13 protein-coding genes are annotated in these 16,889 nt (G+C 69.7%); 5 read left to right on the top strand and 8 right to left on the bottom strand.

What is annotated here, in order from left to right:
- Positions 1–953: 953 nt before the first annotated feature.
- Both nudC and CGU35_RS09675 read left to right on the top strand, forming a co-directional pair.
- A complete protein-coding gene (gene nudC, locus CGU35_RS09680; protein ID WP_100811256.1) occupies positions 954–1,868 on the top strand; it encodes an NAD(+) diphosphatase in 915 nt (304 codons plus the stop codon).
- Positions 1,865–3,733, top strand: coding sequence for an ATP-dependent helicase (locus tag CGU35_RS09675; protein ID WP_100811255.1), 1,869 nt, complete (start codon positions 1,865–1,867; stop codon positions 3,731–3,733). The genes nudC and CGU35_RS09675 overlap by 4 nt, the downstream gene beginning before the upstream one ends.
- Before the next feature lie 862 nt (positions 3,734–4,595).
- Here CGU35_RS09675 and CGU35_RS09670 read toward each other — a convergent pair.
- Positions 4,596–5,942: a zinc-dependent metalloprotease gene (locus CGU35_RS09670; RefSeq protein WP_100811404.1), complete on the bottom strand. Its 1,347-nt coding sequence runs from the start codon at positions 5,940–5,942 to the stop codon at positions 4,596–4,598.
- 204 nt (positions 5,943–6,146) lie between these two features.
- On the opposite strand from CGU35_RS09670, the gene CGU35_RS09665 reads away from it, so the two are divergent.
- Positions 6,147–7,265 (top strand): YlbL family protein, encoded by a 1,119-nt coding sequence (locus tag CGU35_RS09665; RefSeq protein WP_100811254.1) that lies wholly within the window; start codon positions 6,147–6,149, stop codon positions 7,263–7,265.
- Between the two features lie 100 nt (positions 7,266–7,365).
- A complete protein-coding gene (locus CGU35_RS09660) occupies positions 7,366–10,293 on the top strand; it encodes a UPF0182 family membrane protein (protein WP_100811253.1) in 2,928 nt (975 codons plus the stop codon).
- Positions 10,294–10,393: 100 nt separating this feature from the next.
- Here the strand turns inward: CGU35_RS09660 and CGU35_RS09655 are convergent, their stop codons facing one another.
- The 7 genes from CGU35_RS09655 to idi all read right to left on the bottom strand — a co-directional run bounded on the left by CGU35_RS09655 (position 10,394) and on the right by idi (position 16,154).
- Positions 10,394–11,287, bottom strand: coding sequence for a prenyltransferase (locus CGU35_RS09655; protein ID WP_100811252.1), 894 nt, complete (start codon positions 11,285–11,287; stop codon positions 10,394–10,396).
- Entirely contained in the window at positions 11,284–11,589 is a 306-nt protein-coding gene (locus CGU35_RS09650; protein WP_100811251.1) for a lycopene cyclase domain-containing protein, read from the bottom strand. Before CGU35_RS09650 ends, CGU35_RS09655 begins: the two co-directional genes overlap by 4 nt.
- A complete protein-coding gene (locus CGU35_RS09645; RefSeq protein WP_100811250.1) occupies positions 11,586–11,948 on the bottom strand; it encodes a lycopene cyclase domain-containing protein in 363 nt (120 codons plus the stop codon). Before CGU35_RS09645 ends, CGU35_RS09650 begins: the two co-directional genes overlap by 4 nt.
- Before the next feature lie 4 nt (positions 11,949–11,952).
- Positions 11,953–13,527: a phytoene desaturase family protein gene (gene crtI / locus CGU35_RS09640; protein WP_100811249.1), complete on the bottom strand. Its 1,575-nt coding sequence runs from the start codon at positions 13,525–13,527 to the stop codon at positions 11,953–11,955.
- Entirely contained in the window at positions 13,524–14,435 is a 912-nt protein-coding gene (locus tag CGU35_RS09635; RefSeq protein ID WP_100811403.1) for a phytoene/squalene synthase family protein, read from the bottom strand. The genes crtI and CGU35_RS09635 overlap by 4 nt, the downstream gene beginning before the upstream one ends.
- 71 nt (positions 14,436–14,506) lie before the next feature.
- Complete coding sequence (locus CGU35_RS09630; RefSeq protein ID WP_100811248.1) at positions 14,507–15,583, bottom strand: polyprenyl synthetase family protein; 1,077 nt, start codon at positions 15,581–15,583, stop codon at positions 14,507–14,509.
- Between the two features lie 10 nt (positions 15,584–15,593).
- Positions 15,594–16,154, bottom strand: a complete 561-nt coding sequence (gene idi / locus CGU35_RS09625; protein ID WP_100811247.1) for an isopentenyl-diphosphate Delta-isomerase — start codon at positions 16,152–16,154, stop codon at positions 15,594–15,596.
- Between the two features lie 87 nt (positions 16,155–16,241).
- On the opposite strand from idi, the gene CGU35_RS09620 reads away from it, so the two are divergent.
- The gene (locus CGU35_RS09620; RefSeq protein ID WP_232711213.1) at positions 16,242–16,694 is read left to right on the top strand and encodes a MarR family winged helix-turn-helix transcriptional regulator; all 453 of its coding nucleotides are present in this window, start codon (positions 16,242–16,244) and stop codon (positions 16,692–16,694) included.
- The last annotated feature ends 195 nt before the right edge of the window (positions 16,695–16,889 follow it).

Raw genomic sequence — 16,889 nt, 5'->3', positions numbered from 1 at the left:
TCGAGGAGCGCAACCGCGTCGTCCACGACGTCCTCGCGGCGCTGTTCATGACCGTGGAGCAGCCACTTCGCGAACTCCAGCTCGGCGTAGAGCCGGGCACGGGTGCGCAGATCCGGGTCGGGCGAGCGGTGCGCGGCGGAGACATACGCGGCATACACGTCGTCGGCGGCGTCGGGAGCCGCGGCCAGCCATTGCAGGTCGACGGCCGGGTCGCCGACGCTGAAGCGGCTCCAGCCCAGCAGGCCGGAAACGGTCGGGAACCCGTCGCGATCCTCGAAGCGGAAAGAGGCAGCGACCGCGTCACCGAGCACGACGCACGGTTCGAATCGCCACAGCGCCTCGTCTTCGGCGGCACGCCGCCAGCGTGTGGCGAGCGCCACGGGGAGCCGACGCGTCGATGCGGCGCGTTCGATGAGCGCGACGACGGCTTCTCGGACCTCTTCGGCGGACTTGACGGGGAGTCCCTCGGCGCGAACGACGGAGGCGGGCAGTGCATGCAGGGCCGCGAGCGCGATGCCGATCGACGTTGCGGCGCCGGGGCCCGCGGGCAGGTCGCCCGCCTCGACGCGGTAGCCCGGAACCATGTCGGTGAGCAGGGCACGGCCCTCGGGGAGCGCGACTTCGCCGAGCGGACGGGGTGCGACGAAGGGCAGCAGGGCACGGGCGCCCGGGGTGAGGGCGCGCAGGGCGAGAGCCTCGGTGGCGAGGTCGCTGGCGGCAGAGGCATCCACCGGCGCGCGCACGACGACGGACGATCCGTCGTCCAGCCCGACGACGGCGCTGTCGTAGCGGCCGCCCTCGCCGGTCGAGAGAGCTGCCGCCGAGACGACCGCGGCCTCGGGCAGGGCTGCGCTCACCGACGCGGCTAAAGTGAGAGGGGAGCCAGTCATGCCCCCAGGGTAGGTCGGTCCTCGCACGCACTACCCGCGCCACGCCCGCGAAAGAGGTCATCCATGACGGTCCCGGGCTTGCCCAGGGTGATCACGCCCCCGGTCTCTCCGATCGACCGATCGGCCATCGATCGTGATCTCGCGGATGCCCTGACCGTCCTCGCCGACGAGCCCGACGCGCGGGTTCTCGTGCTGCGACGGGGTCGCGCGCCCCTCGACGCATCCGGCGTGCTCGTGCTGGTCCCCGCCGCGACACTCGAGCCCGCCGCGATCGTCGCGTTCCTCGGTCGCGACGCGCTCGGCGCCGTGCTGCTCGCGCTGATCGAGGACGACGAAGCGGATGCTGCACCGTTCGAGCCGGAGGGCGGCTGGGTCGAGCTGCGTGACGTGGGTGGCACGCTGGACCCCGAGAACGGAGCCTTCTTCGTCGAGGCCCTGTCCCTGGCGCGCTGGATCCAAGATGCTCCGTTCTGCCCCGCCTGCGGCACGCGCACCGAACTGCGGAACGCCGGATGGTCGCGGCATTGCCCCGCGTGCGGACGCGAGCACTTTCCCCGCACGGACCCGGCCGTGATCGTCGCGGTGACCGACGGCGAGCGCCTGCTGCTGGGGTCGAACGCCGCATGGCCAGCCGGGCGCTACTCGTGCTTCGCGGGGTTCGTCGAGGCGGGGGAGTCGGCCGAGGAATCCCTCGTGCGCGAGATCGAAGAAGAGTCCGGCGTGCGCATCTCGGCTCTCGAATACGTCGGCTCGCAGGCGTGGCCCTACCCGCGCTCGCTGATGCTCGGATACCTCGCGTCGACCGAAGACTCGGCGGCCGCGCGACCCGATGGATCCGAGATCGTCGATGTGCGGTGGTTCGAACCGGACGAGATCGAGCGGGCGCTCGCGGGTGATGGCGACGTGGTTCTGCCCGGGGCATCCTCCATCTCGCGCGGGCTCATCGAGCGCTGGCTCGAACGGGTCACGGATCGATGACGGATCCCACAGGGGGGGCCGAGCGCGCCCTGCGAGACCTCGACGAGCATCAGCGCGAGGCGGTCCTCGCGGTTCGCGGACCCGTCTGCGTCCTCGCCGGGGCGGGTTCGGGCAAGACGCGCGTGATCACGCACCGCATCGCCTACGGCGTCGACAGCGGGATGTACTCTCCCTCGCGGGTCATGGCGGTCACGTTCACGACGCGTGCGGCTGGTGAGATGCGCGGACGCCTGCGCTCGCTCGGCATCGAGGGCGTCTCTGCGCGCACGTTCCACGCGGCCGCGCTCGCACAGCTCAACTACTTCTGGCCGACCGTCGCGGGGGGCGAGTCTGCGCCGCCCGTCCTGTCGAACAAGGTGCGCGCGCTGTCGGACGCGGCAAGCGGACTCCGCCTCACCCTCGACGGGGCGACACTGCGCGACGTGGCGTCCGAGATCGAGTGGCGCAAGGTCACGCTCCGCACGATCGAGGACTACGCGCGCGCGGGCCGTCCGGGTCTCGGACGCCTCAGCCCCGACGCCGTCGTCGCGCTGCACGAGGCCTACGAGAAGCTCAAGGACGAGCGGCGGCAGCTCGACTTCGAAGACATCCTGCTCGCCTGCGCGGGAATGATCGAGTCCGAGCCGCGCGTCGCGCGAGCGGTGCGCGAGCAGTACCGGCACTTCACGGTCGACGAGTATCAGGATGTGTCGCCGCTCCAAGAGCGACTGCTCGGACTCTGGCTGGGCGAGCGCAACGACCTGTGCGTCGTCGGTGACGCGAGCCAGACGATCTACTCCTTCGCCGGAGCCGATCCGCGGTTCCTGCTCGACTTCGAGCGGCACCACCCCGGTGCCCTGATGGTGCGTCTCGAGCGCAACTACCGCTCCGAACCGCCCGTCCTCGCGACCGCGAATGCCCTGATGCGCGGTCGTCCGGGCGCCCTCGAGCTGGTCGCGGCGGGCTCCGAGGCGGGAAGCCGTGGGGGCGAAGCCGACGCGGCATCGAGTTCATATGCCCCGAGCGCGCCCGCGGCACGTTCGAACACACCGCGTTCGAACACACCGCGTTCGAGCACACCGCGTCCGAACACACCGGAGACGCAGGCACGGCCGCCGGCGACGACGGCCATGCATCCCGACGACGATGCCGAGGCGACGGCGGTCGCACGGAACATCAAACGGCGCCTCGACGGCGGCGAGACCCCCGAGGGATTCGCCGTGCTCTACCGGGCGCATTCGCAATCGGCGGCTCTGCAGCGCGCGCTCGCCGCCCACGACATCGCCGCGACGGTGCTCGGCGGTAAGCGGTTCTTCGAGCTGCCCGAGGTGCGCGACGCCGTGCTCGTGCTGCGGGGTGAGTCCGTCGCGGGCGGTTCCGGTGACCTCGTGCCCGTCGTCCGTGATCTGCTGCGCTCCCGTGGCTACACCGAGACCCCGCCCCCGGCCGGCGGTGCGCTGCGCGACGCGTGGGAGGCACGCGCGACGCTGCTGCGCCTGGCCGAGAACGCGCCGCCGGGGACGACCCTGCGTGCTTTCACGGATGACCTGCAGGCGCGCGCCCGGGACCAGCACGATCCGGGGCTGCGTACCGTGACGCTCGCGACGATTCACGCGGCCAAGGGTCTCGAGTGGGACCATGTGCACGTGATCGGACTGTCGGAGGGTCTGTTGCCGATCTCGTACGCGCGCGGGCTCGAGCAGATCGACGAGGAACGCCGGCTGCTGTACGTCGCGATCACGCGGGCACGGCGGTCTGTCTCGTTGTCGTGGTCTGCCGGGAACGGGAGAGCTGAGCGGGAGCCGTCACGTTTCCTTCAGGAGCTCGGCATCCGCACTCATCGTGCGGCCGGTGCGTCATCCGTCGGCGCTCGCCCCCCGCGGTAAGCGTCACCGAACATCCCTCCGCGCCGCCGGGGTCCGCGAGGATTCGGACCAGTGCGGCCGCGCTCTCGTGGACGAGTTCGGGCGCGGGCACGGGCGCTCCGGCCGAGAGCAGCTGGAGGGCGAGCATCGGCCAGGCGCGATCGGCGTCGCGGCGTTCGAGGTGCAGGCAGGTGATGCAAGCCGTCACGCCGGGCACGATGAGGGGGCCGACGACGATCCCGGCTCCGCCGACCAGAACGGGCAGGTGAACGCGATCGGCGCGCAGGTGCGGCGATGCCCGCCGCGGGTCGAGGACGTGTCGGGCGACAAGGACGACGAGATCCGCACCGGATGCCTCGGCCGCGGCGCGATCGTGTTCGCCGGGGTCCGCTTCTTCGACGACCGTGACCGAGTACCCGGACGCTTCCAGCGCCATCCGCATGGCGACGACGACCGGATCGCTCGAGCCGCCCCGCGGCGCCTCGAGCAGGATGCCGCCCGGCGCGCTCCGGCTCTCGAGGTCGGTGCGTGTCAGCGCGTCGCCCAGACGGGCGAGAAAAGCGCGGACCTCTCGCGGGTGAACCCGCTTGAGGTCCGCCCACACGTCGAGACCCGACTCGGGCAGACCCCGGGTGAGCTCGAACAGCAGCCGCTCCTGCCAGGGTGAGACATCCGTCAACCGCGTCTGAGCGTGTTCACCGAGCTGCATCGTGGTCGCATCGCGCCACAGCGGGGTACGGGTCGGATCGAGGCGAAGCATCACGGTCATTCCGCGATTGTGTCGTCTGGGTCGAGTCCGGCCGCGAGATTCCACAGGGTGCGGCGACAGGTGACGGTCGGGGAGCCCTGTGGAGGACGGGCGGTGTCGGCCCCCGTCGCCACCTCAGCGCTCGGGGTTCGTGCCGTCCTCGGATTGCTCGTCCGGCCCCGCGTCGGGGTCCGAGCGCGGATCGGCCGATTCTTCACCGGCCAGAATGCGGGCGATCGCGTCGTCCAGCTCGTCGAGCTCCGCCTCGGGCGCCGCGTCACCGAGCGCGCGGCGACGGAGCGTCTCGATGATCCGTGAGGGGTCGTCGATGTCTTCCGACGTGGGCATGAAGTCCGCGTAGTCCCATAGCGAATCGCGTGCCTCCACGCCGACCGCATTCGTGATGGCCCGCCACATCGCCGCCGCTTCGCGCAGGCGCCGCGGCCGCAGCTCCAGCCCGACGAGCGAGGCCAGCGCCTGCTCCGCGGGCCCGCCCGCGGCGCGGCGGCGGCGAACGGTCTCGGCGATCGCGGCGGCCTTGGGCAGGCGCGCCGTCGCATCTTCCGTGACGACGTCGACCCAACCCTCGACGGTCGCGAGCAGGTTCTCGAGACGGGACAGGGCGGCCCGCTGGGCCTCGGTGTGCTCGGGCAGCAGGGCGCCGCTCTCGAGCGCCGTCCGCAGTTCGTCCGGGCGCGAGGGGTCGAAGCGCGACGCGAGGTCCTCCAGTGCGTCCGTGTCGACGTCGATGCCGCGGGCGAACTCGGTCACCTGCGACAGGACGTGCAGGCGCAGCCACTTCGCGTGGCGGAAGAGACGGGCGTGGGCGAGCTCGCGCACCGCCGCGGCCAGCGCGAGCTGATCCTCGGCGATGTCGAGGTCGCGACCGAAATCGGCGAAGTTCTGCGGCAGGATCGCCGCCTCACCGGCGGGCATCACGGGGATGCCGACGTCGCCGCCGCTGATCACCTCGGTCGAGAGCTGACCGACGACCTGGCCGAGCTGGGTCGCGAAGAGCGAACCGCCGAGTGAGCGCATGACCTTGCCGGCGCCCTGCAGCAGCGGCTTGAGCTCTTCCGGTGCCTGCTCGGCAAGGGTGCGCGTCAAGGCATCCGTGATGCTCGTCGCGACGGGTTCGGCGAACTCCTGCCAGACGGGAAGCGTCGCGGTGACCCACTCGGCACGCGTCATGATGCGGGGGCTCTGCGCGAGGTCCGAGATGACGGTCGCCTCGCTCAGCCACAGGTTCGCGAGCGTCAGCGCACCGTCCAGGTCGACGCGGTCGCCATCGGTCACGCTCAGCCCGCCGCTCCGGGCGAGCTGCAGTGCCTGCTGCTCCGCGACACCCCACGGGATGCCGTCCCCGGCCGCCATCGCGCCGCGCAACTGCTGCTGAACCATGGCCATCATGGCGGGGTCCAGCGGCATGCCGGTGAGCCGTTCGAACTGAGCGGGATCGATCTGCCCGCCGCCGCCCAGCATGCGACGCAGGAGCTCTTCGAAGTCTTCCTCGGGGTTCTCGTCGCCAGGCACTTCAGCCGCCTTTCAGCGTCGTTCGGGTGGGTGGTTCTACGCTAGTCGCAGCCGACTGTGACCCCGCCGGGGTCGAGCCCGCATTGCTTACGCCGTTCGCGAACGGCGCCCGAAGTCCCGCTCCCTCCCGGGCGAGCGAAGAAAGGTCCCACCGTGGCGCTGTTCGACGAGAACCTCCAGGTCGTGCCCGCGCAGCGACCGCCGCTGCGGCGGTCGACCCGGGTCGGCATCATCGCGCTCGCGGTTGCCCTTGTGTGCCTGGCGGCCCTGACGTTCCTGCCCACCGGATACGTGATCCAACAGCCCGGACCCGTGTACAACACGCTCGGGACGGCTACCGGCGCGGACGGGACCGCCGTTCCGCTCATCGAGGTGGAGGGCGCCGAGACGTTCGACACCACGGGCGCGCTCGACCTGACGACCGTCCAGGTGGTGGGGAATCGCGAGCGGACCCCCACGTGGCTCGAGCTCATCGGGGCCTGGTTCGACCGCTCCCGAGCCGTCGTCCCGCTCGACTCGGTGTTCCCCGCGGGCCAGACGAGCGAGCAGCGCACTGAGCAGAACGCGCAGCTGATGGTGGACTCGCAGCACGAGGCCACCGTGGCGGCGCTGCGCGAACTCGGATACGAGGTCGACTCGCGCGTACGGATCCACTCGCTGCCCGAGGGTTCTCCGGCCGAGGGTGTGCTCCGGGCGGACGACGTCGTCACCGCCGCGAACGGGCAGCCCATCAGCGACGTCACACAACTGCGCGACATCATTCAGCAGGGGGACGGGGCGCCCGTCGCTCTGACGATCGAGCGCGGCGGCGCCGAGCAGACCGTCGAGGTGAGTCCCGTCTACAGCGAGGACGATTCCGCCTGGCAGATCGGCGTGTCCACGATCCTCGACTACGACTTCCCGGTCCAGGTCACGATCCAGCTCGACAACGTGGGCGGACCGAGCGCCGGCCTGATGTTCGCCCTCGGCATCATCGACACCATGACCCCCGACGAGCTGAACGGCGGGCGCCAGGTGGCCGGCACCGGAACGATCACGGCGGACGGCGTCGTCGGCCCGATCGGCGGCATCCGACAGAAGCTCTACGGAGCACGGGGAGCGGGGGCGGAGTACTTCCTGGCGCCGGCGGCGAACTGCGACGAGGTCGTGGGGCACATCCCGTCCGGCCTGCGCGTGTTCTCGGTGGCCGAGCTCGATGATGCGATCACCGCGCTCGACGCCGTTCGCGACGGCGGGGACCTCGATGCGCTCCCCGCGTGCGCTGTTCCTTGACGCGCGATGACGCCGCCGTAATCGAAACGTGGCCGGTTACCCGGCCTTCTCCCGGTCTGCGCACGGACTGCGCGCGAAACCGGGCGCCTAGACTGGTGGAGTGACCACGACTTCCTCGAAGCCAGCGGCCCCCCGCACTACACGACGCGTCGTGACCATTTCTCTGGTCATCATCGCGGTACTGCTCGTCGGGTTCTTCATCTTCGCTTCCCTGTACGCAGACTTCATGTGGTACCGGCAGATCGGGTTCGACTCGGTGCTGGTGACGCAGTGGCTCGCCCGCGCGACGATGTTCGTCATCGGGTTCCTCGCCATGGCCATCCCGGTCTGGCTGACGATCCAGCTCGCCTACCGGCTCCGTCCGGTGTACGCGCGGCTGTCGAGCCAGCTCGATCGCTACCAAGAGGTCGTCGAACCCCTCCGGCGCCTGGCGATGTGGGGAATCCCCGTCTTCTTCGGTTTCTTCGCGGGCTTCTCGGCGTCGACCCAGTGGGAGACCGTCTGGCTGTGGATGAATGGCGTCACCACCGACATGACGGACCCGCAGTTCGGTCTCGACACCGGCTTCTATCTGTTCGCGATGCCGTTCTACAGCGCAGCGCTCGGTTTCGCCTCCGCCATCCTGCTGATCTGCCTCGGCCTGACCGCCGTCGTCTCGTACCTCTACGGCTCCGTGCGCGTGGGCCAGCGCGAGGGCGGGCGCTGGGAGCTGCGGATCTCGAAGTCCGCACGCATCCAGCTCGCGATCCTCGCGGGGCTCTACCTGGTCGCCCAGGCGGCCAGCCTGTGGCTCGACCGCTACAAGACGCTGAGCGAAACGGGCGACCTGATCACGGGCCCCGGCTACACGGGCGTCAACGCGGTCATCCCCGGACAGGCGATCCTGGCGGGCATCGCCGCATTCGTCGCGCTGCTCTTCTTCGTCACGGCCATCATCGGTCGCTGGCGCTTCCCGCTGATCGGCACGGCCCTCCTGATCGTCTCGGCGATCGTCGTCGGAGTCGGCTATCCCTGGATCGTCGATCGTTTCCAGGTCGCGCCGAACGAGTTCTCGCTCGAGCAGCAGTACATCGAGCGGAACCTCGACATGACCAAGGTCGCCTACGGCATCGATGGACTCGAGAAGACCGAGACGACCGCCGTGACGGCTGCCGAGCCCGGCGCGTTGCGCGCGGACGCGCAGACGACAGCGTCCATCCGCATCATGGACCCCGCGATCATCAGCCCGACGGTTCGCCAGCTCGAGCAGTTCCGCGCCTACTACCAGTTCACCGACCCGCTCGATGTCGACCGCTACGAGATCGACGGCAAGTCGCAGGACACGGTGGTCTCGGTACGTGAACTGGACATGGATGCCCTGGGCACCGCGGGCACGTGGCAGAACCGCACCGTCGTCTACACGCACGGCTACGGCCTCGTCGTCGCCGCGGGCAACCAGCGGACGACCGACGGCAACCCCGTCTTCCTCGAGCGAGGCATCCCGGCGACCGGATTCCTCAGCGAGAGCGAGAACTTCGAGCCCCGCGTCTACTTCGGTGAGGCATCACCCCTGTATTCCATCGTCGGCGCGCCGGAGGGCACGGCCCCCGTGGAGCTCGACTACCCGCGCGGCTCTGAGGGCCAGAGCGAGACGAAGACCACGTTCGACGGAGATGGCGGACCGAAGATCGGCACGCTCTTCGACAAGCTGATCTACGCGCTCAAGTTCCAGTCCACCGACATCCTGCTCTCGGACTACGTCAACGCGGACTCGCAGATCCTCTACGACCGGGATCCGAAGACCCGTGTTCAGAAGGCGGCGCCGTACCTCGACCTCGACAACGACCCGTACCCGAGCGTCGTCGACGGCCGCATCGTCTGGATCGTCGACGGATACACGACCGCGTCGACCTTCCCCTATTCGCGCACGGTCAGCCTGTCCGACGCGATCGCCGACACGACGAACCCGACGCCGCGGTTCACGATCGACGACATCAACTACATCCGCAACTCGGTCAAGGCGACGGTCGATGCCTACGACGGCAGCGTGACGCTGTACGCGTGGGACCCGGAAGACCCGCTCATCCAGGCGTGGCAGAAGGTGTACCCCAGCACGGTCAAGCCGATCAGCGAGATGTCGGCCGAACTCGTCAGCCACGTCCGATACCCGACCGATCTGTTCAAGGTGCAGCGAGCAACGCTCGGCCAATACCACGTCGACGACGCGCAGTCGTTCTACCAGCGCGACAACGCCTGGTCGACGCCCACGGATCCGCAGGACTCGACCTCGACGCGCCTGCAGCCGCCGTACTACCTCACGATGCAGATGCCGGGCCAGACGGCACCGTCGTTCTCGATGTTCACGACGTTCATCCCGCCCGGAACGGGCACCGCGTCGCGCAACATCCTGACGGGTTACCTCGCGGTGGATGCCGACGCCGGATCCGATAACGGGGTCAAGGCCGAGGGGTACGGCAAGCTGCGGATGCTCGTCGTGAGCGCCGATACGACGGTGCCCGGCCCCGGCCAGGTGCAGAACACCTTCAACGCCGACCCGGTGGTCTCCTCCCAGATCAACCTGTTGCGGCAGGGACAGTCCGAGGTGCTCAACGGAAACCTCCTGACCCTCCCGGTCGGCGGCGGATTCCTGTACGTGCAGCCCGTCTTCGTCCAGTCGTCCGGTGGCACGCAGCTGCCGACCCTGCAGAAGGTTCTCGTCGCGTTCGGCGACGAGATCGCCTTCGAGGACACGCTGAACGAGGCGCTCGACACGCTCTTCGGTGGCGACTCCGGCGCCGATGCGGGGGATGGCGCGGTCGAACCCGACCCCAGCGCGACGCCCGGTGACCCGAGCGCGCAGCCGTCGAACCCCTCGGACGGCGGCGGGTCGACCGTCGACGTCCAGGAGCAGGCGCTGCTCAATGAAGCTCGCCAGGCGATGCTGGACCGCGATGCGGCCCTGCAGGCGGGAGACTGGGCCGCGTTCGGCGCGGCGGACGCCCGCCTGACGGACGCGATCGACCGGTTGCTCGCGCTGTCCGCCGGCTGATCCACCTTGCACGAGACGGTGTCGCCCTTCGGGCGGCACCGTCTTCGTCGTCACGGGCCGCCGACACGACCGGTGTGGTCGATGCGAGCGGCGGGCCGGGTCAGCCGGTGAGAAGCCACCACCAGATCAGCAGCAGCGTGACGCCGAAGCCCGCCAGCTGGTTGATCCACAGGAATGCGCGCCAGCCCCGCGTGGCCTCGTGCGACGCAGCATCGCTGACACTCCGGTACGGCCATACGGCGACCAGGTACGGGATCACGAGCAGTCCGGCGAGCGGCCCGGGCCACTCGGCGGCGAGCATCACGACGCCCGCGAGCGCGTAGCAGACCAGGGCGAAGCGAACGGTCCAGGCCGCGCCCCGCGCCGTCGCGATGGACGAGATTCCGGCTTGCCGGTCGGCCGAGACATCCTGCACCGCGCCGAAGGCGTGCGAAGCAACGCCCCAGAGGGCGAACGCGACGACGATCGCAACCAGCCCCGGTGTCCACACGACACCCGCCAAAACGAGGCCGTACACTTCGGGCGAGAAGAAGTGGATGCTCGAGGTCACCGAGTCCGCGAACGGAACCTCTTTGAGGCGCAGCGGGGGAGCGGAGTAGAACACGACGAAGAACAGGCTGGTCGCCAGCACGAGCCACGAGAGGGGGGCTCCGACCCACACGAGATAGACGACGAAGGGCAGGCACGACAGGCCCGCCGCCCACAGGGTGACCGGATGCAGGCGTCGATCCAGCACGGCACCGTGCGCGCCGCCCTTGCGCGGGTTGCGCAGGTCGGACTCGTAGTCGAAGACGTCGTTGATGCCGTACATCGCGAGGTTGTAGGGGATCAGGAAGAAGATCGTGCCGACGATGAGGGCGCCATCGATCTGGCGCGTCGCGACCAGGTACGCGGCCGCGAAGGGAAATGCCGTGTTGACCCAGCTGATCGGCCGGGACGACACGAAGAGGGTGCGGATGACTCGGCCGAGACCGATGCGCTCCGCCCCGCTCATGCGGGCTTCCTCGGGGTCAGGAGCGTCCAGACGGCCGGGATCAGGAAGGCGGCGGCGAGGGGGTACGAGAAGTCCTCGATCGGAGCGAGCCCGATGTGCAGACCGCTCAGGTGCTCGCTCGGGTAGGTGAACAGCCCGGCCGCGATCATGATGTTGTCGAAGACGGCCGTGAGGGCCAGCAAGACGAGTGCGGCGAGTGCGGACGCGGCCATTCGCCGGCCGAATCGCTCGCGGCGGATCGTGACGGCCGTGACGACGGCCGCGAGCAGCAGGAACGGGACGACGATGAGCGGGTATGTCATCCGCGGGCGCTTCCCTCGGTTTCGGATGCTCGGGCTTCGGGGGCATCCCGGCGGCCGAGCACGCGCATCCCGGCGGCCGCGCAGACGAGAGCGAGATAGCAGAGGAACGCGAGGAAGAACACCTCTTCGACCGGCAGTTCCGGAGCGAGGACGATGCCCGTGTAGAGCGGGCTGTCGCCCTTGACGAATACCCCGCTGATGATGCCCGCGGCGTCCCAGGCGAGAAAGAAGGCGACACCGATCGCGACGGTCGCGAGCGTGCGCCCGCGAGCGACCCAGAACGCGAGCCGGAAGCGGCGATCGATCAGGGCCATTCCCGCCGTCGAGACGAGGATCGCGAGAAGGTACAGGCCCGGCACGCGTTCAGTCTCCCACGGTGTCGAGAACCGGCTCCGGCAGCCTTCCCGCACCGTCGTCGCCGCGCACGCGCTTGAGCACGAGCTCGGCCGAGATGAGGCACATCGGCAGACCGATGCCGGGCAGGACATCGGCACCGGCGTAGAGCAGCCCGTCGACCCTGCGCGAGGCATTCCGCGGACGGAATACGGCGCTCTGGAGCAACGTGTGCGAAAGCCCGAGGGAGTTGCCGCGCCAGGTGTGCAGGTCGGCCGCGAAGTCGGCCGGCGCGATCGTGCGACGCACGACGATGCGGTCGGCGAGGTCGGGGATGCCCGTCCACGCGGCGATCTGATCGATCACGGCATCGGCCGCGGCCTCGATGCGCGGGTCGCCGGTGCCGTCGACACCGCCGTGGCCGAGCGCGATGTCCGCGGGCATCGGGACGAGCACGAAGAGGTTCTCGTGACCGGCCGGTGCGACCGACGGATCGGTGGCGCTGGGGCGGCAGACGTAGAGCGAGGCCGGATCGGGCACGTACGGCTCATCGCCGAAGATCGCATCGAAGTTGCCGCGCCAGTCCTGCGTGAAGACCAGCGTGTGGTGCGCCAGGCGCGGGAGCTCGCCCTCGACACCGAGCAGCAGCAGCAGAGCGCCGGGGCTCGGCGTGCGCTTCTTCCACCAGGACTCGGGATACGTCTGGCGCTCGGGCGGCAGCAGCTCGGTCTCGAGATGATGGAGATCGCCGGCGCCCACCACGATGTCGGCGGGTACGAAGCGCGATGCACCCGAGGCATCCTGAACCCGGACGCCGACCGCCCGCGGACCGGCGGTTTCGATCGCGACGACCGGAGAGCCGGTCTCGATCGCAACGCCCCGCTCGCGGGCGAGGCGCGCGATCGCGTCGATGATCGTCGTGAACCCGCCCATCGGATACGCGACCGAATCGCCCAGGTCGAGGTGACTCATGAGGTGGTACAGGCTCGGCACGTCGAACGGCGAACCGCCGAGGAAGACGGCGGGATAGCCGAGGACCTGGCGCAGCCGAGGATCGTGGAAACGGCTCTCGATATGGCGGTGCAGCGGGCGCGTGAGCAGGGGGAGCAGCTGGGGCAGGCGACGAAGCAGTGCGGGATCCCGCAGGCCCGTGGTCGAGGCGTAGGAGTCGTAGAGGAACCGCGTGACGGCCAATTCGTAGGCGTCCTGCGCCGACGCGAGGTACTCGCGCAGGACGGCACCCGAGCCGGGTTCGATGTCTTCGAAGAGCTCCGCGACGTGTTCGACGCCCGACCGGATCTCGAGGGGCTCGGGGTCGCCCTCCGTGTAGACGCGATACGCGGGGTCCAGGCGGACGAGGTCGAGTTCTCGCTCCGAACTCGTGCCGAGCAGCCGGAAGAAGTGGTCGAACACCTCGGGCATGAGATACCAGCTCGGTCCCGTGTCGAAGCGGAAGCCGTCGCGCTCCCACGATCCGGCGCGGCCACCCAGGTCATCCCGTGCCTCGAACAGCGTGACGGAGTGCCCGTCCGCGGCCAGCAGCGTGGCCGTCGCGAGACCCGCGATGCCCCCGCCGATCACGACGACTCGTTCGGCGGTGCTCATGAGCGTGCTCCTGGCGTCGGTGGCCGCTGTGCGCGGGGGGAGGGGTGGCCGGTCGATGCGCGTTTCGCCCGTCGCGGCGGCCGCGGGCGGGCCCCGGATGCCGCGCGTGCGAACAGCAGCGCCTTCACCGGGTTCGGCACGCGGACCCGGCCGGGCGAGGCATCCGCTCGTCGCAGACGCGCGCTCAACTCGGCGAACAGATCGTGCGCGCACGTGACGGCGCGTCGGCAGTCGCGCGGCAGGCGTGGGATGACGGATGCCGCGGCGGCGAGGTCTGCGTCGATGTCGTCGAGCACGGCGGTCCGGGTCGTCGGCGAACCGTCGAGACCGAGGTAGTCCCGCCCGAGCGTGCCGCTGTCGTGGCCGGCGTCGCGCAGGAAGTTGACGTTCTGGAATGCCGCGCCGAGGCGGCGGGCGCCCGCGACGATCTCGGGCTCGGCCGGCCCGGGCGTCGCGCTGCCCGCGTTGACGAACGACTGCAAGCACATCAGGCCCACGACCTCGGCCGATCCGTAGACGTAGGCGTCGTGTGATGCCGTGTCGTGCTCCGAGACCGTGATGTCGGTGCGCATCGACGCGAAGAAGGGGCGGACGAGCGACTCGCCGATCGCGCACTCGCGGGCGGTCAGGGCGAACGCGTGGACGATCAGGTTTGCGCTGAAGCCGGTGCGGATCGCCTCGAGCGTCTGAGCCTCGAGCGCGTCGAGTTCGAGGGATTCTTCCGCGGCGGTCAGTCCCGCCTCGCGCGCCGGTCCATCGACGATCTCGTCGGCGACGCGGACCAGCGCATAGATGCTGCGCACGTGCGGGCGAACGCGTGGCCCCAACAGGCGAGAGGCGAACCCGAACGAGGTCGAGTACCGGGCGATCACGGTGTCGGCCGCGGCTCGTGCGGTGCGGTCGTACAGGTCGAGTCCGGTCGCGTCGGGGGGCGATCCGCCAGGGCCGGGGGACGATCCGCCGGACGATGGGCGCCGGGTCACGGGATCCGGGCTTCCACGGCGCTGACGAGGTCGCCGAGCAGCCGCGCCGTGGCGGGCGGCAGCCGACCCGCTACGACCAGTGCGCGGGCTTCCGCCAGAGCGCTGTTCACGAGGCGCTCGAGTTCGCGGCGTGCGCCGCTGCCATCGAGCACGTCCTGCGCGTGCCGCACGGCGATCGGTCCGGTGTGCGCCAGGGCGAGCGCGTCGCTCACCTCCGACCAGGATGCGGTAGCCCGCGCCAAGGCGATGAGGGCCGTCTGCTTCGCCTCGCGCAGGTCGGCCCCCGCGGGGCGACCTGCCTGCTCGTCCGTGCCGAACGCGCCGATCAGATCGTCGACGAGTTGATACGCGAGCCCGAGTCGGCTGCCGAACTGCGCCAGCATCGTCTCGGTCTCGGGGGTCGCCCCGGCCAACAGCGCGCCCGCACGAAGCGGTGCCGCGAACGAGTACACGGCCGTCTTGTCGTGCGTCACGGCCAGGATGTCGGAGGCCGCGGGTTCTTCGTCGAGCACCGAGTGCGCGACATCCGCCAGCTCTCCCGCGGCCGACACGAGGACGGCCTCGTCGAGCAGATCGAGAAGACGCGCGCGCTCGTCGTCGGACGCGGGGCACAGTGCGATCAAGCGCTGGGACTCGTGCAGCAGCAGGTCGCCCGCGAGAAGGCCAGCGGCGTCTCCGACGAGCGCAGCGCCCGAGGCATCCGCTCCCCACCGCGACGCGTAGGACCGGAACTCGCCCGACACGTTCGGCACACCACGACGCATGGTGTCGTGATCGAGGATGTCGTCGTGCATGAGGAATGCGGCATGCAGCAGCTCGAACGCCGCGGCGACGGGATAGACGCATCCGTTCGTCGACGCGTCACCGCCGAGCGACTCGAACGTCGCCACGACGAGCGCCGGCCGGAATCGCTTGCCGCCCCGCGCCGCGCGATGGATGGCGGCGCCGAGCTCGGCGAAAACGCCCCCGAATGGCTGAGCACGACGATCTATGCGCGCGAGGGCGCCATCGATCGTCGTATCGATCTGTGCCCGGGCGTCGGTGCTGAGCAGGCTGGTGGAGATCAGGCTCATGAAAAGGGGCTCATGACGCGAGACGGCGATCGCCTACGGAACGGTATGCCGCGAACAGGTCCAGCTGCTGAGCCTGAAGAACGAGCCACGGGCTGAACGCCCAGGGCGTGGCCTCGAGAGAGCGTGCGAGATCCTCGGGTCGTACCCACATGGCATCGACGACCTCGTTCGGGTTGAGAACGAGCTCGTCGACCGTGCGTGCCGTGTAGACCGGGCAGATCTCGTGCTCGACGATGCCGCTCGCGTCGACGGCGCGGTACCGGAACAGGGGCAGGGCCAGCTCGAGCGACGTGACGCCGATCCCGAGTTCGTGCTCCGCACGTCGACGCACCGCCGAGACGACGGGCTCGGCAGGCCTCGGGTGTCCGCAGAACGAGTTCGTCCACACACCGGGCCAGGTCTGCTTGTCCAGCGCGCGTCGCGTGACCAGGATCCGGCCCTCGTCATCGACGACGTGGCACGAGAATGCGAGATGCAGCGCCGTATCGGTACCGTGGACGCTGGCCTTCGGAGCGGTCCCGATCTCGTTTCCCGCCTCGTCGAGGAGGACAACGTCGTCGGTGTCGGGCATATACGTGCTCCCCTGTTAATTCGCTAGCTTAGCTAGCTAATCGCTGTCTCCCGATGATACACATGAGCCCGAGGGGGTGTCCACGCGTTGACTGAGCAGCAAGATCCCGTGCGGTCGGCGCTCCTCGCGCTGCGCAGCCTGGGCGACGCCCTCGACCGCATGCACGGCGAAGTCGGGGACGAGATGGCGATGAACCTCACCGACCTGCGCGCGCTCCGCATGATGGTCGAGTGGGAGCGTCGCGGATCCGATGTGAGTCCGCACGATCTCGCCCGACACCTTCGCATCTCGACGGCATCGACGTCCAAGATGGTCGATCGGCTGTCCGCGGCGGGCCACGTCGAACGGAAGCCGCATCCCACCGATCGGCGGGCGCGTGTCGTCGTGTTGACCGATCACTCGCGGGCCACGTTCTATCGGCATTTCGGGGGACACCTCGGCGCGATGCGCGAGATCGCGGGAGACTATGACGCCGATCAGCTCGCCATCATCGCGGATTTCCTGCAGCGGATGGCGCGGGCACTCGATCCCCTCCCCTGAGGCGTGGCGCCATGGTCGTGGAAGTCTTCGACGACACGCCCACGCATTAGTCGAAACTATGTTCGTCGCTGGATAAGCTCCTGCACAGGTGGACGAGGTGCGGTTTCTCCACGAAGGTGACTGGCCGAACGACGGATGTCGGAGGCCCTTCCTAACGTGAGAAGCACACCGAGCCCCGCTCACGCCTTGTCGAAG

Origin of the sequence: Microbacterium sp. BR1 (genome assembly GCF_002812725.1) — a bacterium.
Lineage (GTDB): Bacteria > Actinomycetota > Actinomycetes > Actinomycetales > Microbacteriaceae > Microbacterium.
Note: the sequence above shows the minus strand (reverse complement) of the source record. Positions and strands in the feature narration are given on the sequence as shown.